The organism is Leptolyngbya sp. Cla-17 (assembly GCF_016807185.1).
GTDB lineage: Bacteria > Cyanobacteriota > Cyanobacteriia > Leptolyngbyales > Leptolyngbyaceae > ULC077BIN1.
The window spans coordinates 1,200,351-1,226,840 of sequence record NZ_JAEVYN010000002.1 but is presented as its reverse complement, the minus strand read 5'-3'; the positions used below and the strand labels follow the sequence as shown (position 1 = coordinate 1,226,840).

The 26,490-nt window shown below is 47.3% G+C and carries 26 protein-coding genes; 9 read left to right on the top strand and 17 right to left on the bottom strand.

Features of this window, described 5'->3' with window-relative positions:
- The first annotated feature begins 480 nt into the window (after nucleotides 1-480).
- Entirely contained in the window at nucleotides 481-1,542 is a 1,062-nt protein-coding gene (locus JOY44_RS16805; RefSeq protein ID WP_171574775.1) for a succinate dehydrogenase/fumarate reductase iron-sulfur subunit, read from the top strand.
- 151 nt (nucleotides 1,543-1,693) lie between these two features.
- Here JOY44_RS16805 and JOY44_RS16800 read toward each other — a convergent pair whose 3' ends face one another.
- The 4 genes from JOY44_RS16800 to psbX all read right to left on the bottom strand — a co-directional run bounded on the left by JOY44_RS16800 (nucleotide 1,694) and on the right by psbX (nucleotide 4,055).
- Nucleotides 1,694-2,209: a TolB family protein gene (locus tag JOY44_RS16800; RefSeq protein WP_197985510.1), complete on the bottom strand. Its 516-nt coding sequence runs from the start codon at nucleotides 2,207-2,209 to the stop codon at nucleotides 1,694-1,696.
- A 46-nt stretch (nucleotides 2,210-2,255) separates the two neighbouring features.
- Nucleotides 2,256-2,828: a TolB family protein gene (locus JOY44_RS16795; RefSeq protein WP_197985509.1), complete on the bottom strand. Its 573-nt coding sequence runs from the start codon at nucleotides 2,826-2,828 to the stop codon at nucleotides 2,256-2,258.
- Nucleotides 2,829-2,877: 49 nt separating this feature from the next.
- Nucleotides 2,878-3,669, bottom strand: a complete 792-nt coding sequence (locus JOY44_RS16790; RefSeq protein WP_171574774.1) for a Ycf66 family protein — start codon at nucleotides 3,667-3,669, stop codon at nucleotides 2,878-2,880.
- 266 nt (nucleotides 3,670-3,935) lie between these two features.
- On the bottom strand, nucleotides 3,936-4,055 hold the full coding sequence (psbX, locus tag JOY44_RS16785; RefSeq protein ID WP_171576061.1) for a photosystem II reaction center X protein: 120 nt from the start codon (nucleotides 4,053-4,055) through the stop codon (nucleotides 3,936-3,938).
- A 193-nt stretch (nucleotides 4,056-4,248) separates the two neighbouring features.
- On the opposite strand from psbX, the gene JOY44_RS16780 reads away from it, so the two are divergent.
- Nucleotides 4,249-4,542, top strand: coding sequence for a YggT family protein (locus JOY44_RS16780; RefSeq protein ID WP_171574773.1), 294 nt, complete (start codon nucleotides 4,249-4,251; stop codon nucleotides 4,540-4,542).
- On the opposite strand, the gene accC is transcribed toward JOY44_RS16780, so the two are convergent.
- Both accC and JOY44_RS16770 read right to left on the bottom strand, forming a co-directional pair.
- A complete protein-coding gene (gene accC / locus JOY44_RS16775; protein ID WP_171574772.1) occupies nucleotides 4,543-5,898 on the bottom strand; it encodes an acetyl-CoA carboxylase biotin carboxylase subunit in 1,356 nt (451 codons plus the stop codon).
- A gap of 141 nt (nucleotides 5,899-6,039) precedes the next feature.
- A complete protein-coding gene (locus tag JOY44_RS16770; RefSeq protein ID WP_171574771.1) occupies nucleotides 6,040-6,744 on the bottom strand; it encodes a DUF2459 domain-containing protein in 705 nt (234 codons plus the stop codon).
- Nucleotides 6,745-6,985: 241 nt separating this feature from the next.
- Between JOY44_RS16770 and JOY44_RS16765 the strand changes: the two genes are divergently transcribed.
- Complete coding sequence (locus tag JOY44_RS16765) at nucleotides 6,986-8,641, top strand: hypothetical protein (protein ID WP_171574770.1); 1,656 nt, start codon at nucleotides 6,986-6,988, stop codon at nucleotides 8,639-8,641.
- 76 nt (nucleotides 8,642-8,717) lie between these two features.
- Here JOY44_RS16765 and JOY44_RS16760 read toward each other — a convergent pair whose 3' ends face one another.
- The 7 genes from JOY44_RS16760 to JOY44_RS16730 all read right to left on the bottom strand — a co-directional run bounded on the left by JOY44_RS16760 (nucleotide 8,718) and on the right by JOY44_RS16730 (nucleotide 17,140).
- Nucleotides 8,718-9,473, bottom strand: coding sequence for a HEAT repeat domain-containing protein (locus JOY44_RS16760; RefSeq protein ID WP_171574769.1), 756 nt, complete (start codon nucleotides 9,471-9,473; stop codon nucleotides 8,718-8,720).
- Between the two features lie 62 nt (nucleotides 9,474-9,535).
- Complete coding sequence (locus JOY44_RS16755) at nucleotides 9,536-10,315, bottom strand: class II glutamine amidotransferase (protein ID WP_171574768.1); 780 nt, start codon at nucleotides 10,313-10,315, stop codon at nucleotides 9,536-9,538.
- A gap of 68 nt (nucleotides 10,316-10,383) precedes the next feature.
- Entirely contained in the window at nucleotides 10,384-10,596 is a 213-nt protein-coding gene (locus tag JOY44_RS16750) for a type II toxin-antitoxin system HicA family toxin (RefSeq protein ID WP_171574767.1), read from the bottom strand.
- Nucleotides 10,586-10,807, bottom strand: coding sequence for a type II toxin-antitoxin system HicB family antitoxin (locus JOY44_RS16745; protein ID WP_171574766.1), 222 nt, complete (start codon nucleotides 10,805-10,807; stop codon nucleotides 10,586-10,588). The genes JOY44_RS16750 and JOY44_RS16745 overlap by 11 nt, the downstream gene beginning before the upstream one ends.
- Nucleotides 10,808-10,936: 129 nt before the next feature.
- Nucleotides 10,937-13,918 (bottom strand): isoleucine--tRNA ligase, encoded by a 2,982-nt coding sequence (ileS, locus tag JOY44_RS16740; RefSeq protein WP_171574765.1) that lies wholly within the window; start codon nucleotides 13,916-13,918, stop codon nucleotides 10,937-10,939.
- 344 nt (nucleotides 13,919-14,262) lie between these two features.
- Nucleotides 14,263-15,612, bottom strand: a complete 1,350-nt coding sequence (locus JOY44_RS16735; protein WP_171574764.1) for a Ycf66 family protein — start codon at nucleotides 15,610-15,612, stop codon at nucleotides 14,263-14,265.
- Between the two features lie 112 nt (nucleotides 15,613-15,724).
- Nucleotides 15,725-17,140, bottom strand: coding sequence for a glycosyltransferase (locus JOY44_RS16730; RefSeq protein WP_171574763.1), 1,416 nt, complete (start codon nucleotides 17,138-17,140; stop codon nucleotides 15,725-15,727).
- A 355-nt stretch (nucleotides 17,141-17,495) separates the two neighbouring features.
- On the opposite strand from JOY44_RS16730, the gene gndA reads away from it, so the two are divergent.
- Together gndA and JOY44_RS16720 are read left to right on the top strand one after the other, a co-directional pair.
- Entirely contained in the window at nucleotides 17,496-18,941 is a 1,446-nt protein-coding gene (gene gndA, locus JOY44_RS16725; protein ID WP_171574762.1) for an NADP-dependent phosphogluconate dehydrogenase, read from the top strand.
- 287 nt (nucleotides 18,942-19,228) lie between these two features.
- The gene (locus tag JOY44_RS16720; protein ID WP_171574761.1) at nucleotides 19,229-19,429 is read left to right on the top strand and encodes a hypothetical protein; all 201 of its coding nucleotides are present in this window, start codon (nucleotides 19,229-19,231) and stop codon (nucleotides 19,427-19,429) included.
- Nucleotides 19,430-19,503: 74 nt separating this feature from the next.
- On the opposite strand, the gene pheS is transcribed toward JOY44_RS16720, so the two are convergent.
- A complete protein-coding gene (gene pheS / locus JOY44_RS16715; RefSeq protein WP_281063309.1) occupies nucleotides 19,504-20,505 on the bottom strand; it encodes a phenylalanine--tRNA ligase subunit alpha in 1,002 nt (333 codons plus the stop codon).
- 149 nt (nucleotides 20,506-20,654) lie between these two features.
- Nucleotides 20,655-21,395, bottom strand: coding sequence for a hypothetical protein (locus JOY44_RS16710; protein WP_171574760.1), 741 nt, complete (start codon nucleotides 21,393-21,395; stop codon nucleotides 20,655-20,657).
- 670 nt (nucleotides 21,396-22,065) lie between these two features.
- Between JOY44_RS16710 and JOY44_RS32870 the strand changes: the two genes are divergently transcribed.
- A complete protein-coding gene (locus JOY44_RS32870) occupies nucleotides 22,066-22,245 on the top strand; it encodes a DNA methyltransferase (protein WP_415881127.1) in 180 nt (59 codons plus the stop codon).
- Nucleotides 22,246-22,464: 219 nt separating this feature from the next.
- On the opposite strand, the gene JOY44_RS16705 is transcribed toward JOY44_RS32870, so the two are convergent.
- Nucleotides 22,465-22,989, bottom strand: a complete 525-nt coding sequence (locus JOY44_RS16705) for an SRPBCC family protein (RefSeq protein WP_171574759.1) — start codon at nucleotides 22,987-22,989, stop codon at nucleotides 22,465-22,467.
- Nucleotides 22,990-23,434: 445 nt separating this feature from the next.
- On the opposite strand from JOY44_RS16705, the gene hemF reads away from it, so the two are divergent.
- Both hemF and JOY44_RS16695 read left to right on the top strand, forming a co-directional pair.
- Entirely contained in the window at nucleotides 23,435-24,499 is a 1,065-nt protein-coding gene (gene hemF, locus JOY44_RS16700) for an oxygen-dependent coproporphyrinogen oxidase (protein ID WP_171574758.1), read from the top strand.
- Nucleotides 24,500-24,623: 124 nt separating this feature from the next.
- A complete protein-coding gene (locus tag JOY44_RS16695; protein WP_171574757.1) occupies nucleotides 24,624-25,004 on the top strand; it encodes an STAS domain-containing protein in 381 nt (126 codons plus the stop codon).
- 7 nt (nucleotides 25,005-25,011) lie between these two features.
- Here the strand turns inward: JOY44_RS16695 and JOY44_RS16690 are convergent, their stop codons facing one another.
- Nucleotides 25,012-25,620 (bottom strand): chromophore lyase CpcT/CpeT, encoded by a 609-nt coding sequence (locus JOY44_RS16690; protein WP_171574756.1) that lies wholly within the window; start codon nucleotides 25,618-25,620, stop codon nucleotides 25,012-25,014.
- 125 nt (nucleotides 25,621-25,745) lie between these two features.
- Between JOY44_RS16690 and psb29 the strand changes: the two genes are divergently transcribed.
- On the top strand, nucleotides 25,746-26,489 hold the full coding sequence (gene psb29 / locus JOY44_RS16685) for a photosystem II biogenesis protein Psp29 (protein ID WP_171576058.1): 744 nt from the start codon (nucleotides 25,746-25,748) through the stop codon (nucleotides 26,487-26,489).
- Nucleotide 26,490 lies beyond the last annotated feature (1 nt).

Here is a 26,490-nt window from a genome sequence, read left to right as displayed (position 1 = left end):
TTTTTACTACTAATATTTTCGAAATATCTTTATACCCTATTAATAATCGCATGGGGTAACGCTAATTTTGAAGAGAATCAGTCAAGTAAAATAACGCTTTTCTGAACATTTGAGGAACGTTTGAGATGCCAAAAAGAATAAGTGAACTGCTTTAGACACCAAATTTAATGAAGATTGAAGTCATTCCTCATGAACTTTTGATCGCTTGCTTTTAAAGGAGCATTTTTATTGAAAGATTGATGGCTCTAAAAATTTGGCTCTAAAAACTTTGATTTAGCAAAAGCGATCACGCATGATAAATCACTCTTTTACTATTGATACAAGCAATCATTTCACCTACAACCCACTGAACTCATCTTTTCTGACGACCTGAAGCAATTGAGAAATTCAGTTTAAGGTTTATCCAAGAAGGCGTATTTGCCGTTACGCTAGAGGCACAGAGGTCTTTTCAACGCATCGAAAACTTTCTTTTTAACTAGAATGCACGTCATCTTTAAAGTGATTCGGCAAGAACCAGGCGCAGCTCCCAAAGTTCAGGATTATCACCTAGAAGCAGAGCCAAGTAATACGATTTTGGAATGCATCAATCGGATTAAATGGGAGCAAGATGGCACGCTGGCTTTTCGGAAAAACTGCCGAAATACGATTTGCGGTAGCTGTACCATGCGGATTAATGGGCGCTCGGCACTTGCCTGTAAGGAAAATATTGGCAGTGAGTTGGCAAGGTTAGAGCAAGCGGTTCCTTTCGGAGAAAAAGTCGATGGCAATACCAGTGTTGCAATTCCAGTAATCACGCTGGCACCACTCGGAAATATGCCAGTGATTAAAGATTTAGTAGTGGATATGAAAGGGTTTTGGGATAACCTAAAGGCGGTTGATCCCTATGTCAGCACGGCGGCGCGTCAGGTGCCTGAGCGAGAATTTTTGCAAACGCCAGAGGAGCGATCGCGGCTTAATCAAACGGGCAACTGCATTATGTGCGGAGCTTGCTACTCTGAATGCAATGCCCGCGAGGTAAATCCCACTTTTGTCGGTCCCCATGCGTTGGCAAAAGCTTATCGCATGGTGGCAGATTCTCGGGATCAAACCACAGAATCACGGTTCGAAAAATACAATCATGGCACTGCTGGAGTATGGGGCTGTACCCGCTGTTATCATTGCAATTCGGTTTGCCCCATGGAAGTCGCTCCAATGGAGCAAATCAGCAAAATCAAATCAGAAATTTTGGAGCGAAAGAATGCTCAATCCAGTCGCTCAATTCGGCATCGCAAGGTGTTGATTGAGCTAGTAAAAAAAGGTGGCTGGATCAATGAACAGGATTTTGGCTTGAAAGTTGTTGGCAACTCGTTTCGAGATTTGCAAGGGGTTGTGAGCTTGGTGCCTTTGGGCGTGAGGATGATTGCGAAGCGCAAGTTTCCACTGAGTTTTGAACCATCAGCAGGGGCAGCAACCGTGCGATCGCTGATTGAATCGGTGAAAAGCCTGGATAAGTCTCAGCAGGTGACAATGACATCTGAAACACCTGAACCGACAGGAGGCTGAGTGAGCAAATCCTCAAAAGGTAATGACAATAAATACCTGAGCCTTTGAACCAAGAGCCTTTGTAATCCACTGTAGGCTACTTCTGGTTAAACTATTGGCTACTTCTGGTTGAACTACTTACGCTGAGCAAGATTTGCTAACCTGTCTGAGATTACGGTGAAGTGGGCTGGGAAATTGGCTGTCCAAAACGGTTGTAAACTACAATATCCCACTGTCCGCTGGCACTCGATTGAAAGGCGATCGCGTTGCCATCGGCGCTAATGCTAGGGTTACGAACCTCTGCTTTCAGCGATTCGGTAAGGTTGCGCGTTTGTCGAGTGTCGCGATCGTACAAATAAATACTAGGGCGTCCACCCCGCGCGCCCATGTAGGCAATATAGCGACCGTTTTCAGAAATTGCTGGATTGGATTCGCTCACATCTAAAGTGTTCAGTCCCGGAACTTCGACCAGGTTGCGTGTCACGGTGTCATACAGATAAATATCTTGACTACCTCGGCGATCAGAGGCAAACACAATATAGCGTCCCGCGATCGCCGGTTGCATCTCTGCAAATGGGCTGTTCAAACTGCGCCCACCTGGATCAAACGGAAAGTTGAGCGAACGAGAACTGGCACAACCGCTGAGCGAGAGTGCTAAAAGCCCAATTGACCAGACAAAATATTTCACAAGATGAACAAACGAGGGGCGAAGGGCAAGGAGGAATGAACGTAGTTTATCGTCGGTAGTCGGGAATATCTAGTTCAACGCCGGCACCGCGATCTAACACTTCAACATCCCACTGTCCCCGATTACCCGTTTCAAACACAATGTAGCGACCATCGGGGCTAATTTTTGGATTGCGAAACCAGCCGCGATACCCCATCGTCAAAATCTGAACTTGCTGAGTGGCGCGATCATACAACTCAACTTCGGGTCTGGCGCTGTCGCTAGCAATGTAGGCGATGTAGCGTCCGGTCGCGCTGAGGCTAGGAGATTCCGCGATCGCGTCACGTCGATTCAAGCGCGGCAGGTTTAGATACTGCTTGTTTCGGATGTCATAGAGCAGAATGGAACGAGTACCCTCTCGATTAGAGACAAACGCCAAAAACCGACCATCTCCGCTTAGAGCAGGCTGCTCATCATTAAATTGACTATTTAATTCACCGGGTGATACTAACGCTGTTTCGGTCGTGCAAGCCGTCAATGCAATTAAACAGCTACACATAAAAACCGCGAACCACCAATGCCGCATACTGACGCTTAGTTTGCTTTCATAAGCGATCGCTGAAAACCATCGACTGACCATCACAAAAGATTTTAAGTAGCAAGGCTAGAGCCTGACTAGATTTCCTGGGCTACTCATTGCTCCAGTTATCTGATTCGTCATTATTCTCAACGGGGCGATAGTCTACGTATTCAGAATATTCCGAGGGAGGAGCAACAGGCTCTTCGTTGCGAGGGCGGCGGGGTGACTCTTGATCGGTTGGACGGGAGCGTCGCGGTCTGACTGCCTCTGAAGGGGGATTACTAGGGCGGGGAGCACCATTGTTGCGAGTGCGCCGCCTAGAGTCGGGCATTGTTTCATCGTCATAAAACGATTCAGGAGCATCAACAGGTTCACTGATAGGACGAGAAGGGCGACGACGGGGGCGATCGCTGTTGCCCGCGCTAGACCGCTCTTCTGAACTAGAGCGACTGCTGGGGCGACGGCGAACGTCTTCTTCATACTCATCACGGTTGGGTCGAGAATCCCGCGTACCCCGAATTCGTCGGGTTGTCGCGCGATCGTCTAGAGTCTCCAAATCATCCAGTTCTGCCCGATACATCCGACTAACCGGGCGATCTTCGTCCACAATGGGCGCAGTACGTCGGGCTTGTTCTGTTGCCAAACCTCGGAGCCGAACACTTTCTACTGCAAAAAATACAGCAGACCCGGTTAGCAAAAACTGTCCAAATTGAAGAATAGGGTCTTGTCGCCAGCCTTGAAAAAAGAGGATACCCCCGCAGAGCAAAGCAACTGCCGCGAAAAATATATCGTGGTCACGAGCTAGCTTTGGACGCATGGAGCGCAGAAAGTACAAAGCTAAGCCTGATGCAGCCAGCGTCACACCTAAAACACTGCTCCAATTCAGCCCTACGTTTACCATCGAAAACCTCTCCTAAGTACATCCTATATTAACGAGTTACGCCCAGAATCTCCAACCGAATATAGGGCGATCGCCAAACTCTACAGTTATTCAAGAATCCAATTTAGCACTTTCGTCAAATGGTGCCTTACGGCAAGATACTTTAACTGAGTTGTAATAAATAAACCTCGAATGACTGCCCAAATAATCTGAATTAACCAGTTTTATGGTAATCACTCAAGGCTTAACAATTTATTCAAATTATGATCGTATTTTGCTACAAGGGTTTAGAAGCGCTGAACCTTATCTTTTTGGCTAATAAACAACAATGCCACGGTTGCAGGAATAAGAATAACAACTGCACCGGCCAGTAGACTTAACAAAAAATTCATTAGTGAAGAAGTCATTGATCCCTCGTCTCCCATTACAACAGCTTGTTTTTATTTTAATGGTCTGTTACACCCTTGAGAAGCTGTTTATCAATTGTTTATTGCTAAAGCACGCAAGCAATCCAATTTTTAACTCTTAGTCACCAGAATGCCAACGAATCCCGTTAAGATCGTTAGATATGACTCTCATTCATAAATATTTAATCTTCTCATGACGGCTGTTGCTCTGACTGCTTTGATTTTGAGTCCTGTCTTGGCACTCATGATATTTCTGTTCATTTTCAGGATTGTGTTGACTTGGTATCCTCAAGTAGACTTGAGCCGATTTCCACTCAATGTGATTAACGTGCTCACGGAACCTCTTCTGGCACCATCCCGTAAAATTGTGTCTCCGATAGGCGGCGTGGATATTACGCCAATTATCTGGGTGGGAATTTTCAGTTTGATTCGAGAAATTTTGCTGGGGCAACAGGGCTTGTTGACGATGATGAATCATGTTGGCTAATCATCGTTTACCCATCATCATTACCTGCTCGACAAAGTTAGTGTAAACATCTCCTCGCTGAAATTCGGGGGTTTCGAGGATGCGCTGATGAAAGTTAATGGTGGTGGGCAATCCGGTGATGGCACATTCCCGTAGGGCGCGACGCATTCGCCGAATGGCAGCAGGGCGATCGCTTCCCCACACAATAATTTTGCCAATTAGTGAATCGTAATAGGGTGGAATTTCATAGTCTGTATAAACATGGGAATCCATCCGTACACCCGGACCACTGGGCGGGAGATAGCCGCTGATTCGTCCGGGATGAGGGCGAAAGTTTTGCTCGGGATCTTCGGCGTTTATGCGGCATTCGATCGCATGTCCGTGCAGCCTAACCTGATCTTGAGTCAAACCCAGTCGTTCCCCTTGGGCAATGCGAATTTGTTCGGCAATCAGATCTAGCCCAGTGATCATCTCCGTTACCGGATGCTCTACCTGGATGCGAGTATTCATTTCCATAAAGTAGAAGTCGCCGGATTGATCTAGCAAAAACTCTACCGTTCCTGCACCCACATAATTAATGGACTTCGCTGCTAATACAGCGGCATCGCCCATCTTTTGCCTCAGTTCAGGGGTGAGCGCTGTACTAGGAGCTTCTTCCAACAGCTTTTGGTGACGACGCTGGATTGAGCATTCCCGCTCTCCTAAATGAATCACATTTCCGTAACTATCTGCCAAGATTTGAAACTCAATATGACGCGGCTTTTGGACAAATTTTTCAACATAAACACCTGAGTTGCCAAAGGCTGCTTCTGCTTCACCTTGGGCCGCTGCGAACAAGGTACCGAGTTCGCTATCTTCCTTGACCAACCGCATTCCCCGTCCACCGCCGCCGGCTGTTGCTTTAATCAACACGGGGTATCCTATGGTGCGGGCGATTGCCCGTGCTTCACCTTCATCCAACACTAGCCCTTCGCTACCCGGAACTGTTGGTACACCAACCGATTGCATCGTTTTCTTAGCGGTCGATTTATCGCCCATTGACCGAATCGAGTCAGGAGATGGACCAATGAAAGCAATCTGATGATCGGCGCAGATTTCGGCGAAACGGGCATTTTCTGCCAAAAAACCATAGCCGGGATGAATCGCCGTGGCATTGCGGGTGAGGGCTGCCGCAATGATATTAGGAATATTTAGGTAGCTTTTAATGCTGGCAGGTTCGCCAATGCAAACGGCTTCGTCTGCCAACTGCACATGCAACGAATGGCGATCGATGGTGGAATGAACCGCAACGGTAGCAATCCCTAGTTCCTCACACGTGCGGAGAATTCGTAGAGCTATCTCTCCTCGATTCGCAATTAAGATTTTTGAAAATTGCATCTTTATAGTTGGTGATTCCGTATCAGTAGAATAAACGTTTCTGGAGACAGGCTGAAAGTAGGCAAGATTAATTGCTCAAAAATGGGACAGTCGCCCCGATTGGCGTTGAACTGTTTCTTATTTCATTTTTTCATCTCTTTCTCATTTATTAACATCGCATGTACATCCATTCTGAAGGTGCATCATGATCGGCTGGGCAAGTCCTCCCCAAAGAGGCGTGTTGACGTTCGCAGCCCGAAGCGCATTCGCAGTCCAAGAATTACAGGTGTTGAGCAGGGAGTAATATCCAGTAGCAGCGTAGAAGCCGCTTTGTTGATCTTGACCGCTGCCCAAGCGTTGCTTTTGACCTTGAGGATTGGTTTGAAAGGAGCGATCGATAAAGGTCATCATCGCTAAATAATCCGTTTTGCCCAAGCGCACACATTTTAAGTCTTCGTTCGGCGTATGAGGAAGAGCCGCATGACCTTTGACAAAGAGGGTAGTCGAATTTTGCCAAAAGAACAGGGCGCGCAGTCCTTCTAACGGGTTGACCTGATTCCAATTGGGCGTTTCCATATAAAAGCGGAGATCGCCCCAGCCAAATTGAATATAGCGATCGCCCATAGAAAATTCATTAGCGATGCCGGAAGTGAGCCGCGTCCAGTCATACACCACTGTTTTAGTTGGAACGAATAAGTTGGTATGGAACCCATCGCTGGAAAGGTACACAGTAAATTCACAGGGTTCCCGCTGCTCAAAACTCCATTTACGTGGAGTGAGAACTGCGATCGCCACGGCTAAACTGCTCGCCAAAGCACCCGCTCCTAAATAAACGAGTCCCTTACGTAAAATATCTTTACAGTTCATACCTTTAACCTTGGCGCTATCGCTACCCTAGCATCGTTCGTCAGGGTGCTGAGTACAAGGTGGGGAGTGCAAGTGCAAACTCAAAATATTTCCTGGAGAACTGCTACGCGAACAAAACGTAGCTTTTAGTCTCGTATTCTCTGCTTTGCACTCCTACTCATTATGGCGATCGCCTTTTACAAAAAGGGGCTTACCATAAAGCTACCCCTGCTGCCGAGAAAAAACGGCAGATCCTCCACCTATGTTGAATCCTTGGTTACTGCTGGGATCGATTGCCTTTGTAGCAAGCTTTAGCATCAGTCTGCTGATAAATCGCGATTTGGGCAGCGCGATCGTAGCAGGTTCAACTGCGCTGGCAACTGCTTGGGGCACTGCTGCCACTGTGAACTGGTATCGCAACCACTCCACCAACACTCGCCTTACCACGCTCAAACATCAAATCCGCACGTTGCAGTACCATCGAGCCACAGAGCAGCAAGCCCTGCTAGAACTAGAAGCAGAAAAGGAACGCATTGCCCAATCGATTGATTTGATGCAGGGTATGGGGCAGTACCCAACTGAAATGCCACCTCCTAAAGGAGTTAGCTGGAACTTGATGGCGACCGAAGTGGTTGAATCTTCCATGAGTTCTCCCCCAGAACAACTAACGACTCTTGGATCTGCAAAAGCCGCAGAAGATGACTTGCGCCAATTTTTAGCTGAGGCAGCGGCAACCAAGCAAAAAATTACTACCACTCTGAATAATTTACAGGCAGAACTGAGGCAGTTAGACGCCCAAACATCAGAGAATCGCCAATTTCGCGATCAGTTAGTACAAGAAATTAATCATCTATCGCAGCAAAAACAAGCGCTTGCTTCCAATACCAAGCGGCTAGAGGCTGAGGTAAAAGATTTGGAACAGTGCCGGACTGAATTAGAGCAATATGTTTCCTACGTGGAAACGAAAAAGCAGGAGCTAGAGACAGGGAATAATCCACTACAAAAGGCGTTAAAGCAGCTACAAACGCAAGTCACCGCCTTACAAACCGAGTTGCGCAAGCTAGAAACCCAAGTGAGCGATCGCCTTCACGAGAAAGAGTCGCTTGACTACGAAATTGCCGCTCTTGAGCAGCAAAAAGCGATCGCCCCTACTGGAGACAGCAGCTTAGAGCAAACTCAGATGACAACGTTGCAGGAAAATTTACGGCAACTAGAAACCCAAATCAGCGATCGCCTGCGCGAAAAAGATGAGCTTGACCAAGCGATTGCCTCGATGACACAACAAAATCAACAGGCTCAAGTGAATCTAGTCGCGCTGGAGAAACTAGACAAGCAACTCAAAACTCGCCGTCAAGAGAAAGAAGCACTGGAAAAGCAAATTACCCAGCTAAAAACCAAGAGAACTGCTCTCCGAGCATCATCTGTGCAGCCTGATTTGCCAACCAAGCCAGAAAGCATGGCTCCAAAGCCTAATTCCAAAAAACTAGTTGCTACACCCAAACCGCCTCCCTTAGACCATGACAATGGAGCCGAAAAATCGCCACAGCCAGCTACCTCCAACACTCCAAAATCTGCTCCATTTCAAGAACCAGAAGATTCATTTCAGAAACTCAACGATGATGCAGATGATCTTTCTGACTCGTGGACGAACTTCATGGTGCAGCTTTCAGACTATGAGTTTCAAGCGCTTAGAGCGATCGCTCAAGAAAGTAATCCGCTGCGAACCCTCAACGCGATCGCCGATGAAGGATTTTCTAGTGTGGACGAATTACTAATCTCTATTAACCGGCAAGCCCAGGATGTTGTTGGTGAATCAGTGGTAAATCCTCGTTCTGGTTTTGCACCTCCCGAGATCGCCCGTCAACACCAAAAAACAATCAAAAAGATGATTGAAACCTATGACTATTTGACCGAATAGCGACTCTAAAAGTGTCGGTTTCAGGTTTCGGGCGCTGGGTTTCAGGTGCCAACTCCGCACCCAGCACTTCGCACTCTTATAAAAAGCCCTCTTGCTCTAAATCTTCAATTAACTGCAAACCACGCGGATCGCCGACTCGTAGCAGAGCGGCTCTGGCATCTTCCCTTACCCCCAGATCTTCATCTTCCACAATGGTTTCCAGTAAGGCATCGATCGCGGTCGCATACACCACGTTAGACGGTAACTCGCGGCACAGCAGCCCCACCGACCAGGCACAATTGCTTCGTACTGCCGCGATCTGGTCACGCCGCATCGCCTCAATCAGGGGCGGAATGGCAGCAATGACGGATTCGTAGTCCACAGATGCCATCTGTGCTAGTGAACTGGCTGCCCACAGCCGCACAGCCGAAATATCAGTCTTCAATGCATCAATTAGAGTGGATAAAGCACGGCGATCACGGCAGTTGCCTAATGCCCACACCACGCCTTTTCGCACATAGCCGTTCCAATCAGTGTTGCACTGAGTGATCAGCGGCTCTACCGCATCATGGCTAGGGTTGCGACCCAATCCATAAGCAGCACTCACCCGCACTAAGGGACAGCTATCTTGTAGCAATCGAATTAAATGAGGAATCGCTCTTTCATCTTGAAGGTCGCAAAATGCCCGCGCTGCCAACATTCGCTGGTTGGGTTCTGCCGATTCTAACAATAACAGCATTTCCTCTGGATCAGGCTTTGGCGCTGACTCTGCATCCAGCGGCTCTAGCTTATCCAGTGGGCTTTCTAGCTCATCCTCTGTCAGGAGAGTCAGTTCTTCTTCTTCGTCATACATAGGTTAACTTTAGCAGGAGGTAGCCGCCTGACAGACAACTCTTCAGAGATTGCGCTCAATTTCTATCTTTGGGTCCGTTTTAAGGGTATGCCATCTTGAAAGACAAGTAATTCTCCGGGTGGAATAATTGTCCAGGTTTCGTTGTCGGTTAGCGGAGTGGTGGCAATGATGGCAACGCGATCGCTGGGGCGAGTCAATTCTTGAAAATCTACGGTGACATCTTCATCAATCAAATGGGCAGCAGCAAAGGGCGATCGCCGCACGATGTAGCAAAGTTTGGTGGTGCAATGGGCAAAAAAGTGTTCTCCATCCGAGAGCAAATAGTTGAAAATTCCGGCGGTTGCGAGAACTTGAGTGACCCTATTCAACACAGGATAAAGCTCGTCGAGGGGTGGTTTTTCCACAGGGAAGTGCTGCCGCAAGGTTTCTAGAATCCTGCAAAAGGCTTGCTCACTGTCAGTTTGCCCCACGGGACGGTAGTAAGTTCCTGGCTCGTACACCAAATCATCCAAATTGCCGTTGTGAGCAAAAGCCCAGTAACGCCCCCACAGTTCTCGTTGAAAGGGATGGCAGTTTTCGAGAGCAATGCCGCCGTGGGTCGCTTTGCGAATGTGGGCAATGACGTGTTTGGATTTGATTGGGTAGTGTTGGACTAATTCGGCGACGGGAGACGCGATCGAGGGTTTCTCATCCAAAAATATGCGGCAGCCTAAGCCTTCAAAAAAGGCAATGCCCCAACCATCGCGGTGTTCATCCGTTTTGCCGCCCCGTGCTGCAAACCCTTCAAACGAAAAGCAGATGTCGGTCGGTACATTGCAATTCATCCCCAGCAGTTGGCACATAAGCAAGCAGGTTACACATAAATAAACAGGTTACACAGCAGAAAAATGAGTACGATACTCACCCTTTTCTATCGCAACTCTTCAAAGTCTTCCTCTGTAATGCCAAGCTGTTTCAAAATCTCGTAAAACAACCAGCTGCCAATTTCAGTCTTGCCGTGAATTGGGATGGTAGTTGATCGCCCATCAGCATGTTTCCAGCGTGCATGACTTCCCTTCTGACGGACCTTTTCAAATCCCAGCTTTCGAGCCACTTTCTCTAACTCACTGGCTTTAGCTGGCATTTGCAATGACCAACTCAACATCCCGTGGAAGTGGTTTTCCTGCTTCTAAATATTCCTCCTGAATCATTTCAAACACGTTGACTAATTCTGCCCTCGCCTCATCGGGTGTTGCTCCCCAAGCATGGCACCCTGCGATGGCAGGAACATAAGCAGCAAATGTACTATTATCATCAGGGCGGACAACGATTGTGTAATCTTGCAGAGACTTCATAGTAGAAACTCAAAAGATGCTGACTGCCAATTCAATTCCAGCATATACCCCCTTACCCTTGACCTAAAATCCGATAGCTTTTAGCTTTATACAGTCATGATCAAAGCTCTCGATTTGAAGGCTCAAACATTAAAATTTTCCATCGATCGCATCATCACACCGTTCACATAACAACGGATGCTCTTCAAATTCGCCGATGTGGGTGGAATAGTTCCAGCAGCGATCGCACTTTTTGCCGTCTGCATCCACCACACCGACCGAGATCGCGTCAGTCTGAGCCGCATATTTAACATCGGCTAAGCGATCAGTAGAATCGAGGAGTTCCACTTGCGAGGTGAGGAAGAGATAGCGCAATTCATCGACGTGATTGGGCTGTACAGAGTGCTGAGTGTGGAGTGCGGCTGGATTGAAAGCTTGTAGGGTGGTTCGCAGTTGGGCATCTGCCACATATAGCAGCAGTTTGGCTTCCAACGAAGAGCCGATCGCTTTGGCAGTACGCGCCTGCTCCAGTACTTTGTTGACTTCGGTACGAATCTCGCGAATGTTGACCCATTTTTCGGCAAGCTCTGGCTGATTCCACTCTGGCTCTATGCGAACCCAACCTGCTTCAAACACCGATTGGTGGGACGTGGAGTAGGGCAAAAACTGCCAGATATCTTCGGCAAGATGAGAGAGAACTGGTGCGATCGCCCGTGCCAAATTTTCTAGCGCCACCCAAATAACGGTTTGACAACTGCGACGACGCAGTGAGGCTTCTGCGCTGATGTATAAGCGATCTTTGGCAATATCCAGGTAAAAATTGGACAGATCGACGACGCAAAAGTTTTGTACCGTTTGAAAGAAGCGGAAGAATTGGAAGGTTTCAAAGGCATCGGTGACATCGCTGAAGACTTCGGTAATTCGGTGCAGCATGTAGCGATCGAGTTCGGGTAGATCCGCATAGGGCACGGCATCTTTAGCCGGATCAAAATCATGCAGGTTACCCAGCAAAAACCGCGCTGTATTGCGAATCTTGCCGCGCACATCTCCCAACTGCTTTAAGATCGTTTTGCCAATCAACACATCGGAAGTGTAATCCACCGACGACACCCACAGCCGCAGCACATCTGCTCCATAAGCTGGGTCTTCTTTTTGGTTTTTACCGCCGTTGATGATGCCAGCAGGATCAACCACGTTGCCCATGGATTTACTCATTTTGCGCCCCTGTTCATCCAGCGCAAAGCCATGAGTTAGCACGGTTTTGTAGGGCGCGTATCCATTCACCGCCACACTCGTCAGCAAACTGGATTGGAACCAACCGCGATGTTGATCCGAGCCTTCCAAATACATATCGGCGGGGTAGGAGAGAGCGGAGTTCTGAGTGCAGAGTTCTGAGTGGGGAACGGGAGGCATAGACTGCACTTGAGCCTCCGGACTCCGGACTGCGAACTCAGAACTATTCAAAACGGCCGCCCAAGATGAACCGGAATCGAACCAGACATCCATCGTGTCGGTGCTTTTGCGGTAGGTTTTGCCATTGCTGCGGTAGGGTTCGGGTAATAGTTCCTCAATGGATAGCGACCACCAAGCATCGGAGCCTTTGTCGGCAACGATCGCCTGCACATGGGCGATCGTCTCCTGGTTCATCAATGGTTCGTTCGTGGCTTCGTCATAAAACACCGGAATCGGTACGCCCCAACTGCGCTGGCGAGAGATGCACCAATCCGATCGCTCAGCAACCATGGGCGTGATGCGGTTTTCGCCCTGCGCCGGAATCCATTGCACTTCCGCGATCGCCTTCAGCGCTTCATCCCGAAAGCCTTCTACCGAGGCAAACCACTGCTCAGTAGCACGGAAAATGGTGGGTTTCTTGGTGCGCCAATCATAAGGATATTTGTGCAGATAGGGTTCTTCTTTCAGCAGTGATCCCGCGTCGCGCAACGCCTCAATTACCGCGCTGTTGCCGTCACCCAACACATTTAGCCCTGCAAACACTCCGGCTTCTTCGGTAAAGTTGCCGTTGTCATCCACGGGCGACAAAATGGGCAAACCGTAGCGCAAGCCCACTTGATAGTCTTCCTGACCATGCCCCGGTGCCGTGTGAACTAAGCCCGTTCCAGAATCGGTGGTCACGTAATCGCCACCGATCAGCACCTCACTTTGGCGATCGTATAAGGGATGGCGATAGGTAAGATGCTCTAGGGTTTTGCCCATTGCCGAAGCTTGGGGCGTCAGGGTCGTGCCGAGGGTTTCGGAGAGGCGATCGACCAAATCCTGGGCAACCAGCAGATATTTGAATTGCCCCGGTGCGTTTTCACCGACTTCCACCACGGCATAGACCAGTTCTGGATTGACGCTCACGCCCAAGTTTGCCGGAATGGTCCAGGGAGTAGTCGTCCAGATGGCAACGCCAAGTTCGCCCAAGAACGGATCAAACGGCATTTGCAGGGCGGCTGGCAAACTGGTCACTTCAAACGCAGCGTAGAGCGATCGCGAGGTGTGTCCTTCGGGATATTCCAGTTCTGCTTCTGCCAGCGCTGTTTTGGAACTAGGACTCCAATGAACAGGCTTGAATCCGCGATAGACATAGCCATTCAGCACCATCTGTCCAAATACGCCAATTTGAGCCGCCTCATATTCAGGCTTGAGCGTTAGATACGGGTTTTCCCAATCGCCCCACACGCCATAGCGCTTGAAGCTTTCCCGCTGTTCGTCCACCGCTTTCAAGGCAAACTCTTTTGCCTTTTGCCGCAGTTGTAATGGAGTCAGCGATCGCCGTTCTTCCTGTTTCATTCCTTGCAGCACTTTCAGCTCGATCGGCAACCCATGACAATCCCAACCGGGCACATAGCGCACCTTGCGCCCTTTAAGTAGCTGATACTTATTGATGATATCCTTCAGCACCTTATTCATGGCGTGACCCATATGCAGCGATCCGTTGGCGTAAGGTGGACCGTCATGCAGCACAAAAAGATCGCCCGGATTAGATTGCGACAGTCGTTGGTAAATCTGGTGTTCTGCCCAAAACTGCTGAATCTCAGGTTCCCGCTTCACGGCATTTGCCCGCATATCAAAGCTGGTCTTGGGCAAGTTAACGGTGTCTTTATACGATCCAGGTTCGGTTACAGCCATGATTTAGATGAGTTCTCTAATAGAAATAGAGGCGGTTGTAGTACTTGTAGTATAACAAAGCTGCCCAATGAGCGATGTGTAGCCATTATCTTGGACAATGCTACAGGCTTCAAGTTTATCAATCGGTATGCTAAAAAAGCTGCGATAAGCTCAGTTAAAAACAAACAAGCAGAGAGGTAAGCCAACAAACCACTGACATTTCTGGAAGCAACTCAGCATTAAGTTTGTGCCGATGGGTAACTATCTGTGTTTGTGGAAGTGTAGAGTCTCTGTTTGCCAGCGTGGGACATTGATCCTGACTAAAATTAATCGCTTGAAGCTGCTACCGCATCCTCCCGCAGCACCTACGCTTGATTAGGTGAATCTACCGGGCTAGCTGTAATGTGTTTTGGCAGAAAGGATTCTGGTGCCGTGTCGTTTTCGAGTTCAGCAACCCAGGTGATTGGGTCTATGGTTGCATCGCCGAGTTCGATCGCCACTTCAATAATTTCGGTTGCTTCTAAAGTCAGGGTTCCTTCCTGAACAGAAATGTCTTCTAGCAAATCTTCCACAATTTCCTCTGCCGAAATCTCTACAGGAGCATTGCCCAGGAGATTTGGCACAACTGCTTCACTGCTGTTTGTACTTGTGGGAACGCTCGCCGTTGGTATTTCGGCAAGACTGCTGGTTGAATCTTTGACTTCCGCGATCGCATCTTCTATCGGTTCTTTGAGTTCTGAAGCGGTCTCTTCGCGAAACTGCTTCCGCACGTAAACCGCCTTACTGGCTGGCTTACTTTCCTTTCGCTGATTTTCCTTGGGTAATGGTTTCTTTCCAGTCTTTGCGGGGGCACCAGTTTTTGCAATAGTCGTCGTTTCTTCACGAAACTGCTTGCGGACATAGACTGGCTTGCTTTCTTTTTTCTGATTGTTTTGGTTAAATCCCTGAAATAGCCCACCCAATCCTTTAGCAGTGTCAGCAACCATTTTGGGCGCTTGTTCACCTACAGGAGCGATCGCCTTATCCGCCGTCTCAGCAGCTTCCATTACGGTATTTGCTGCCTCTTTTATCAGGGATTCTGTTTCATCGACCCGGCTTTCAACCGATGTCTGCTCAGCCTCAGCGATTTCCACAGGGATCGTTTCACGAATTCTGTCCTCACCGCTAGACAGGGCTGGCTGAACGGTTGCATCTTCAGGAATTGCAGCCTTGGCAAATCGTGCGATCGCGTCCTGTCCTGCGGTGCCAAATTCCTCCAGGCTCGGAGGAACATAAACTTCGCTTTGAGTGGGCGATCTCTTCCGGGAAGTCACACCCGCAACGCGCCCTTGCACACTCTGTTTCAACTGATTGAACAAACGAGAAGCTTGCCCTGTCACTTCAGCCCGACCCCCAGAGCTTGCCAGCCCGGTCAACGACGCTTTCACTTCATCCGCCGTCGGTAGCGGTGTTTGTTGATCCAACGGAGCCACTTGCCGCCGCAGCAAAAATGTTTGCCAGCCCAGCCAACCTATAAGCGCCACACTAGCCGTTTGTCCTAGTAGCACGCCCCCGGTAATCCGTTCAGCACACACCCACAGCACTAGCGCGTAAAATAGCCCAATCCCACTCCAAGCAAAGTCATTTTTGCGATGGACTTCTGGAAAAAAGAAGGCAGCCATATAGAGGGCAAAGCTACCTGAGCCGATAAGGAACGCAAGAATATACGCCAGCATTGTCCGGTTTCCATTGTGCTGAACAACTACCTATCACTCTACTCTGTGAGAGCGCTTTCGATTTTCGTCTTTAAGTTTTGCATTGTTTTTCCTCACGCTGCCTTGCTGTAGATCACGTATAAGTTGCCTTCACTGCATAGCGACCATATTTGTCCAGCGTTTCTCGTTTCAGCGACTGCAACCGGAGGCGATAGTTGCCAATTACCTCAAACACAACCATGGCGTAAAACGAGAAATGAACATCATCAATAATTAGACTACCGGTTGGCTCCATCACATCCACAATCTTGGTGAGATTCTCGGCTCTAGTGTACATATTGCCCATGTCATACAAAATGAAGTCATAGGATTGATCAGCATAAGCATTTAAAAAATCTTTCCAGGTGATGCAATGCTCGGTGCTGATGTCATTCGCCTGCAAAAAAGCTTTGGTTTTTTCTAGCCACTCGGCATCATCGTCTACCGATACCACGGTGGTTTCTGGTGCAAGCGTTGCCTGATAAGTTCTAAATATCAGGGAACTGTAGCCGCTGCCCAAGTCCAAAATTCTTTTAGGCTTGGCTTCTTGTACTGCTTGAAAGAGATACCGAGCCGCTTCCCAGGAAACCGCGTGATCTTCCAAAGAAGTCGTGCTGACGTAGGTGCGATAGATCTGAAAAAGTCTTGCTTGTTTTTGTTTGTTGAACGCGATTGCTCTTTGAAGGAGTCGCTGCGAATGCACTTCAATGGCATGGGCATTGCTGACTTCAATGGCAGCGCTTTTTGGAATCATGACAGCGTTTGGTCCAGTTTGCACAAGCTCAATCATTCCAGGTGAGCGTGAAATTGGCTCAGCGCTTTCCACCGTTTCCACCGCAAGTTTACCGACCAGAAAAAACTGCCGTAGCCACTGATGATAAGCAACAACTTCTTGTCCATTTTCATGGAGCGGCGGCAGATCTAAAAAACCTTCCAGAAACTCATGACACTCTCGTTTGACACAGAGATTGCTCAAATTATGGTTTTCCAAAGACATTACAGATGCACTGGCTTTACCAGTTCGGATGCCTGTTTGTACGGCATCAAGGGCGTAGGGCGGCACACTGATCTGGTATTGGTTCTCTTGAATGAGTTTTACGTCGAGGGTGACTTCTCCTAACTGTTGAGCAGGCGGTTGGTTCGGCTGATGCAAACATAAAATGCAAGCGGAAACGTGGGGCAGTGAAAAGAAACTGTTGGGGTCGCAGAAGAAAATTAGTTCGCCTTTGGCGTATTTCAAGCCTGTGTTTCGAGCAATGGCTAATCCTAGGCTGGTTTGATGATTGACCACGATAAACCGCGAGGGATTTGTTTGCATCCATTGCGTGGCAAGCTCCAAGGTGCGATCGCTCGATGCATCATTTACCACAATCACCTCAGCCATGATCTCAGCAACCATGGGGGAAGTTTGACAAAAATACTGAATACTTTGCTCAATACTTTGTAACGTTTTAACGACTGAATCTTGGCAGTTGTAGACGGGCACAATCACTGAAAATGAGAGGGTCATACAGGCATTCCCTTACCGTGTGGCACATTCAAGAATCATCCTCTCTTTTTAGCGGAAAGTCTGAAAAATTATCCTGCCTCCCCGTCTCTACGCTGATGTAGACATTCATAAACGTAGAGACGCAGTGAGGACGCGATCGCAGCCTTCCTCAAAGACTCCTGCAACGAAATCCATTGTTTTGCGCGAGTCAAAATCTCTCACAAAAAAGAGAAATCTCTCACAAAAAGCATGTGTTTCAGTATGCATCCGTCAAAAGCGCAACAGCTTAATATTGTTTTTTTAGATAGTCTCATGTGATTGGTTTACCCTAAGGGATAACGAATCCCGGTACTTTGCAGAATTATCAGAGAGTTTTATGGCACAGCAATTTGGTGTAATCGGTCTCGCCGTTATGGGCGAAAATCTAGCATTAAACGTCGAAAGTAGGGGATTTCCTATTTCCGTTTACAATCGCAGCCGTGAAAAGACTGATCACTTCATGGCAACTCGCGCCCAAGGCAAAAACTGTGTTGCTGCCTATAACTTAGAAGATTTTGTCGCCTCCTTAGAGCGTCCCCGTCGAATTTTGATCATGGTAAAAGCAGGCGCTCCTGTGGATGCCGTGATCGAGCAACTTAAACCGCTGCTGGATGAAGGCGATGTGTTGATTGATGGTGGCAACTCACTGTTTACTGATACTCAGCGCCGTGCTAAAGCTCTAGAAGCCGACAAGTTTACATTCATCGGCATGGGCGTGAGTGGCGGCGAAGAAGGCGCACTCCTCGGTCCTAGCATGATGCCTGGAGGCACAAAGCAAGCCTATGACAATCTGGAACCAATCCTGACAAAAATTGCAGCCCAGGTGGATGATGGTCCTTGTGTCACCTACATTGGACCCGGTGGCGCAGGTCACTACGTCAAGATGGTTCACAATGGTATTGAATATGGCGATATGCAGCTAATTGCGGAAGCCTACGACCTGCTGAAGAGTGTTGCCGGACTCAACGCCGCGCAACTGCACGAAGTCTTTACTGAGTGGAATACGACCGACGAACTCAACTCCTACCTGATTGAGATTACCGCTGATGTGTTTAAGGTGGTTGATCCTGACACGGGTAGTCCTCTGGTAGACGTGATTCTAGACGCAGCGGCTCAAAAGGGAACCGGACGCTGGACAGTAGATAGCGCGATGGAACTGGGTGTTCCGATTCCAACGATTATTGCTGCTGTAACTGCCCGGATTATGTCCTCTTATAAACAAGAACGAGTTGCTGCATCCACCGAGCTAATGGGTCCTGCCATGAACTTTGATGGCGATGTAAAAGCCTTTATCTCGAAGGTGCGCGATGCCCTCTATTGCTCCAAGATGTGTTCTTATGCTCAAGGGATGGCGCTATTGAAGAAAGCATCCGATGAGTACGGATTTGAACTTAATTTGGGTGAATGCGCTCGGATTTGGAAAGGTGGCTGCATTATTCGGGCAGGCTTCTTGAACAAGATCAAGAAAGCTTTTGATGAAAATCCTAGTCTGGCAAACCTGCTGCTGGCTCCAGAGTTTAAGCAAACGATTCTTGATCGCCAGACTGCATGGCGTGAGGTGATTGCAATGGCGGCAAAAGTGGGCATTCCCGTTCCAGCATTCAGTGCATCGCTGGATTATTTTGATAGCTACCGTCGCGATCGCTTGCCCCAAAACCTGACCCAAGCGCAGCGTGACTACTTTGGTGCCCACACCTACGAGCGCGTAGATAAAGGTGGTAGCTATCACACTGACTGGATTCATGTGGCAGATGAAAAGCCCGAACCCGCGATGGCTAAATAGAGCTTGATTGTAGGAGCCTAACCTTGTTAGGTGCGTTATGGCATTGTCATAACGCACCTTTATTTTGAGGAGTTAAGTGCAGAAATACCAAATGGAGGTTAGAACTGAAGCAGCTAAAATCTTTGAAAGATTATGTTTGACCTCTGACATTAGCTATAAAAATTTGATAACTTTCATTTCACCTATCCTTAAACAGATATGCTTTCACCTCATTCCTGATTAGGATAAGAGAACAAACCGAACTGTCAAGCTTGACTGTTAGGGGTGCTGCTTTTTTACAAAAACCAATGACTCAAAACGAGCTAACTCAGTCACTCAATCTTGCCAGAGCACTTGATCTAATTGTGTCCAGCCGGATTATTAATGGTGTACTGCATGTATACAATGCGGCTGGGCAATCGAGATCTTGGGATAGTTTTATTTCAGATTTCCCATTAGAACGGATGCAGGCAATGGTAGCAAGAAGCAATCCTCGTCGCGGGAATTAGCGATCGCTGCCATCTTTTAACATCCTTAGCTCTGCAAGAAAACTGAGGATGTTAAAAAGTTAATGGTCCTGATACTAAAACTGCTCTAAAAATCTCGAATCGCTTGTGTAGAAGCGGCGAATGTCATCAATTTGGTATAAAACAGCCGCTAATCGTTCAACGCCCATGCCCCCCGCAAAGCCCGTATAAACTTCAGGGTCATATCCTACTGCCTTTAATACATTAGGATCGACCATGCCGCAGCCCATAATCTCCAACCAACGCCCCTTCCACTCCATATCCACTTCAGCAGATGGCTCGGTAAAAGGAAAGAAACTGGGACGCATTCGGATTGCCACTTCACCAAAAAGCTGCTCTAGAAATAGGCGAACCGTGCCTTTCATATCACTAAAGGTCAAGCCTTCGTCGATCGCCAAAAATTCGATCTGGTGAAATACCGCAGTGTGGGTCGCATCGACTGTATCTCGACGATAGCAGCGCCCTGGAATGATGATCCGGACGGGTGGCTCATTGGCTTCCATGTAGCGAATCTGCACAGAGGAAGTATGAGTTCGCAGAATATTGCCATCGGGCAGAAAGAGCGTATCTTGCATATCCCGCGCTGGGTGATCAGGCAAGAAATTGAGCGCCTCAAAGTTGTAGTGATCTGTCTCCATTTCTGGACCTTCTGCCACTGTGTAGCCCAAACCCACAAAAATATCGTTAACTCGATCCATGATCGTGTTGAGTGGGTGGATTCTTCCTTGAGGACAATATACTCCCGGCATTGTCACATCTAAAGTTTCGGTTTCTAGCTGTGCCTGTAGTTTGGCTTGCTGCAAAGCCGTGCGACGCTGATCTAATTCAGACTGAATCGCTTCTTTCACTTCATTAGCACGAGCACCAATGCGGGGGCGATCGCTCGGATCGAGTTTACCCATGCCGCCTAACACAAGGGGAATTGGACCCTTCTTGCCTAAATACTTCACCCGTAACTGCTCTAGCTGATCAAGCGAACTTGCTTCAACTAAGGCTTGCTGTGCTTCCAGACGGATGGCTTCTAACTGGGCTTCCAATTCAGTGGACTGAACAGTCATAGGGAAAAGAGATATCAAAGAACATCAAAAAAACTGGGCAGAACGACCAATGCCCTACCTCTATCTAGTGTAGAGCTAGGGCTGGTCATCTGATGCGATCGCGCAAAATTAAGGCGACAGGATACGGTTCTGCCACCTGCCATATCTCCCTACCGTCCGTAGATGACTCGCGCATCTAAGTTGTTGTTTCTCAACAGATAAGTTAAAGAATTTGCCGCGTCAAAACTCGAATAACCACCCGCGTTGATAAAGCTACCTTCTCGCGCTCGATCAAAATAAGCATTAGGTACAATTCGGCGAACTTGAGACAAATTTGCAGAATTTGCACCTGGAACTGCAACCACGTAAGCCCCGCCAGCATTACTAGAGATAGGTCTAATAATGGGCCGAACGGGTTCAGCAGAACCCCCGGCGCAGTTGCCGTTGTAGTAAGAAACTGGCTGATAGCAGTTGCCAGCGGTACTCACGGGGGTAAAACCGTTACCTGCAACATATTCGGTGGCAACCCAACCACCAGTGACTGCACGTTGCCAGCGATAACCATCGGCAACCGTAGGAGAGCCTGATAAATCTAGATATACACCATCGTCAGCGCCACCAATGATGTCGTAGCTGAGACCTGGACCTGAGCGGATATTGAGACCGATGCCGGATTGAGTACTAACAGTTCCACCTGCACGCGTTGCAGCCACTGGACGCTGGTAATAGACTTGTGCGATCGCCTGATTAGCACCGATGCCAATGCCAATAGAAGTGACTGCCAAACTTAAGAAATAGAGCCAGGTAGAAGTTGAAATCTGGCCAAACACTTGAGCAAATGAGCTGAAACGAACATTACAAGACTGATCTTTTTGTTTGGAAGGAGCGTAGACAAAACCAAGGGTTTTCATAGTGAAAGTGAGGTAAACAACAGAATAACCTGCGCCCCAACTTGCTGAAAGCTAGGAGAAGAAGCTATTCATTAAACTATCAGAATCTAATAGGATGTGCCTAGCGTAGAGAGGCACATCCTACTGATAAAAACAGCTCTTTTTGAATTAAAGGCTTCATTTGTTGATCTTACTTACCTGTAAGAAAGAGCTTTTGATTCTATAAAGGCAATGAAGTTCCGAAAGGCAATTAAGTTGGGATACATAACTAGAGTAAATAGCTATTTATAGAAAGATAAAAATGTGATTCAAAACGTTGCCGCAAATTTGGATGCCCCAATTGCGATCGCCTATCGCCGTGTTCACGGAACTCTTTTCTGTGAAAATTCCCTTAGTTGATTAATTAAGCACCTTGCCGAATGGATCAGCATGGATCAGCCGATCTAATTATTGCTGACCCGCCTGTAATCTCAAAAAATCAGAATGGGACACCTTTCACTCTCAAGAAGCTTATATTCATTAGTCGCTTCAATGTTCTAGAGGCCGCTCGAACTTTAAAGCCGACCGACTCGTGCCCTGTATATAATGGGCTTTTCAGAAATACTAGCAGACCTAAAACATCTGGTCAGCAAGTATTTTGCTGGTTGTAAATGGCTAATTTGGCATTATAAAAATAAAGCGAAAAACTTAGATTGGGATTGAGGGCGATCGCACAAAAGCATTTTGCTTTTCCGTAGCTTTCATCCGCAAATTTGTATTGGCTTCTTCCGATCTCAGAGATCTGGTTATCGATCTTTTTTTCGGTTTAAGAACCACTCTCGTTGTAGATGAACAATTAGGGCGTACTTTAAGTGCAATTCACACGAATTGAAGCTATTAAGTTACATTCGTGACGAAGAATGATTTTAGCGCGAGCTACAAGGACGAAGAATACCGTTGCCGTATCCGCACACAGACGGATAAATGATGGCAAATATCAGAGCAGATTAATTAATAGATTGACAACTTGGAAAGACTCAGGAAATAGATCTTTAAAGTGAATGTGCTTAGTTCAAGCCAACAGTGTTCATAATGCAATCTATACCTTTAGCTAGGAGTCAAAACAGCTACGTTTAGCTTGCTTAAGATTGCCAGACATTGTTTGTACTATCGATTGTTCTGTTGACTGCACTAATTTCAACGCTACTTTGGCTGCACAAGGACGCATCAGCGACCACAACAACGGAGCTAGCCATCCACGCAGCGTCACTGAATAAGAAACACACGTCCCACAAAGTGTGGACTCTACTCGATAAGTCACCTGTTCTTCCAACCCAGGAAAAACTAAGATTCGGATACTGAGTGCCTCTTGCGGACGAACACGCTCCACAAAAATTTGAATTGGAATCGGAATCAGTCGAGTAAATGCTTGATAGATTAAACCAGGCTTGACTACCAATCCGTAGGGTACGTTAGTACTGGCAATAATCGGATGCCAAGATACATCTTCAAGATTTGTAATCTTATTCCATAATTCTTCAACTGAAGCAGAACTCAGCGCTTGGTAGGTTCTAACAAGCGCAGTTTGCGAAACATCCCTCTTAGGAGAATGAAAATTAAATAGACTACTAGACATTGCTAAGTCCTCTATATCGAAGCCTAACTTAGAAACCCCTATCTTATTCAACACTGTGTAATTAAGGGATCGTCCTAACGTGGGTTTTCTACAAATCCTTTATTTAGGAGGAGATCGCTTAAGTGGGTAGTTTTGTAGAATTGTTAACTTGCTCGTTTATAAAGTTTAAACCACTGCAACAATTCCGTTGGTTGCAGAGCCAATTCGCGGTAGGCTTAAAAAACTTGAGTGCCAAAGTCTAGCCGTCTAATACTTTTTGACTTATTGCTTCTTAAAACTTTTCATCTAACTCAAAGTTATTTGGATTGAATGCGGCTCTAGGTAAGAACATAGTCTCTGTTTGAGTTCTATAGTATTAAAACGTGCAGTAACCAGTCAGAAGAGTCTGTTCTGTAATTGGCAAACAGCACACTACAAATCAGTTTGTATCAGGAATTGGGTGGGTATGACAGCTTTTTTTACTTCTGAAACAGCCATCTCCGATAATGCTCTTCCTCCTAGTAACTCTCGTGAGCGTGTAAATCAGTTGTTACGCGATCTGCAAGACGAAATTTGCAGCGGTTTAGAGCAAACAGATGGAATCGGCAAGTTTCGTGAAGACAGTTGGGTACGAGATGAAGGGGGTGGCGGGCGATCGCGCGTCTTGCGAGATGGCAACATCATCGAGCAAGGAGGCGTAAACTTTTCTGAAGTATGGGGGAAAGATCTGCCGCCTTCTATCTTGGTTCAGCGTCCTGAAGCGGCTGGGCACAGTTTTTATGCGACAGGCACTTCAATGGTGCTTCATCCTCGCAACCCCTACATTCCCACAGTTCACCTGAACTATCGATATTTTGAAGCCGGTCCCGTGTGGTGGTTTGGTGGTGGAATTGATCTCACGCCCTATTACCCCTTTGCGGAGGATGTAGTACATTTTCACAGCACTCTCAAGCAAGCTTGCGATGCTCACCATCCTCAGTACTATCCCGCATTTAAATTGTGGTGTGATGAGTATTTTTATCTCAAACACCGCAACGAAACTCGTGGTGTGGGTGGGTTATTCTTTGACTATCAGGATAATCAGGGTAAGCTTTATCCCATCTCTTATCCCGGTTCTCACAGCGACACTCCTGCTGCTCACTACAGTCAATCGGTAGGTGATGTGCAAGGACGCACCTGGGAAGATATTTTCGCTTTTGTTAAAGATTGTGGCAAAGCCTTTTTGCCAGCTTATGTGCCGATTTTGGAGCGTCGCCAAGCAATGGAATATGGCGATCGCCAACGAAACTTCCAGCTTTATCGTCGAGGTCGGTACGTTGAATTCAATCTTGTATACGATCGGGGCACTATTTTTGGATTGCAAACCAATGGGCGTACTGAATCGATTCTGATGTCTCTGCCGCCCTTAGTACGTTGGGAATACGGCTACGAGCCTGAACCCAACACCCCAGAAGCCGACCTGTATACGACCTTCCTCAAGCCTCAGGATTGGGTTAACTGGAACCTGACAAGCTCCCAGGGGGTGGGATAAACTAAAGGAAAACAAATTTATCTCAAAGAATTTGTTATTGTTTAATGGATTTGTGTCGAAACTTAAGTCGAGCCGTAGCCGTCACCCAGATATCCACTGCGTTTAGGAGAAGGGACTGAGCCCTATGGAGCAAAAATCAATTCATATGGAGCAAAAAAACCATACGACTCAGGATGGCACCACTGTGATTGTCTTGATTCCTACGGGGCGTTTGGACATTACGACTGCATGGCAGTTCCGTCTCAAGTTACAGGAATGTATTTCTAAGCTAAGTCGCCATGTTGTTGTTAATTTGGGGCAGGTAAATTTTATCGATAGTTCTGGTTTAACCTCTTTGGTTGCTGGAATGCGAGATGCTGACAAAGTCAGAGGTAGCTTCCGTATTTGTAACGTTCATCCTGAAGCACGGTTAGTCTTTGAAGTAACCATGATGGATTCGGTATTTGAAATTTTTGATACCGAAGAAGAGGCTTTGGAAGGCGTTCCTCGTGGAATTGCTAGTTAAAGCGTTGTCATTCTTTTAGCATAAGCTCGTGGCTGTAGTCTTGAGTTTTTGTGTAGCGATAGGGACCCATCATTGCTCCCCACAGAGCTTGGTTGGTTTCGAGGTCAACCCCTTTATCGTAGGTTAAATACTTATCAGCACTTGCTTCAAAACCAAGGACAACCTGCCGTGCTTTTCCTTGATAGTTAAAGCAGCAGCGAGTATCAACGGGGGTTTTTGCAATAAAGCGATCGCCTTCCAACAAGCTCACATTCAAAATGCAGCCTGGCAGCAGATTTATTTGCTCAAATGTTACCGATTTGAGTAAATCTGGATCACTTCCAGCACCTTTGACAATTGTTGGTTTTTTGAATTCATAATATTGAACCTGTAGCGCGTGAAAAGGTTCTGAAGCAGGTTGTAGCCGCATCAAACGCTGACGATAGGGATTTTGCAGATTTGTAATATTTGCTTGCTCTGCAAACAGAGTGATGCTGTCTTCGCCAAAAAGTGCCACCGGGCGCTGCCATAACCGCAAGTGAACATACCAAATAGGCTCAGCCGCCGCTTGCTCAGCATTCTCAAACTCACCGATGATATGGGAGGCTAAGCTCAGAAGGGTAGGAGAAAAGGGCATAGTGTAGGGTGAACGAGTGAAGAGATAAATGGGTGAACTTGCCAATCCGCTCTTCTTTAACAAAACTTGGCAAACGTCTCATCACAAGCGAGAATGGAGAAGAGATCAACCACCAAGATTCTACTGTGAATACTGTCCGTACCGTTTCAGATACTAAGCGAGCTTTTTACTCCTGCCACACTCGCCCAATTAATTCGATTTATCGTCGGGTGGTTGAAGAATTAATGGTAGAGATGCACTTACTTGCGGTAAATGTGGATTACCACTACGATCCAATCTATGCCCTAGGAGTGGTCACCTCATTGGATCGTTTCATGCAGGGATATCGTCCTGAGCAGGATAAGGATGCAATTTTTAATTGCCTTTGCCAATCGCTACCTGATGACCCTCAACGGTATAAAAACGATGCCGAACGGTTACTAACCTTTGCTCGCTCAGTCGGCTCAACGAAAGAAGTAGTGTCTTGGATAGAAAACGCTGCCACGATCGCATCGGGTGATGAGCTACAGGAACAGGTCAAAGCGATCGCTAACAATCCCAAGTTTAAGTACAGCCGGTTGTTTGCGATTGGGCTGTTCACATTATTTGAATCGATTGATACAGTAGGGATGCAAGATCAAGCGCAGCGCAATGAGCTGTTAAAGCAAGTCTGTGCGGCTCTGCGAATACCTGAAGACAAAATTCAGAAAGATTTAGAGTTTTACCGCAGCAACCTGGAGAAAATGGCTCAGGCTCAGGCGGTGATGGCAGATATTTTGCAGGCTGAGAAGAAAAAGCGGGAAGAACGGCTCCAGGCAAATAGCGGAAATGGTGCTGGTTCCACCGATGTTGCTGAAACTCCTAAAAACGAAGCTGCTTCAGGTTCTTAAT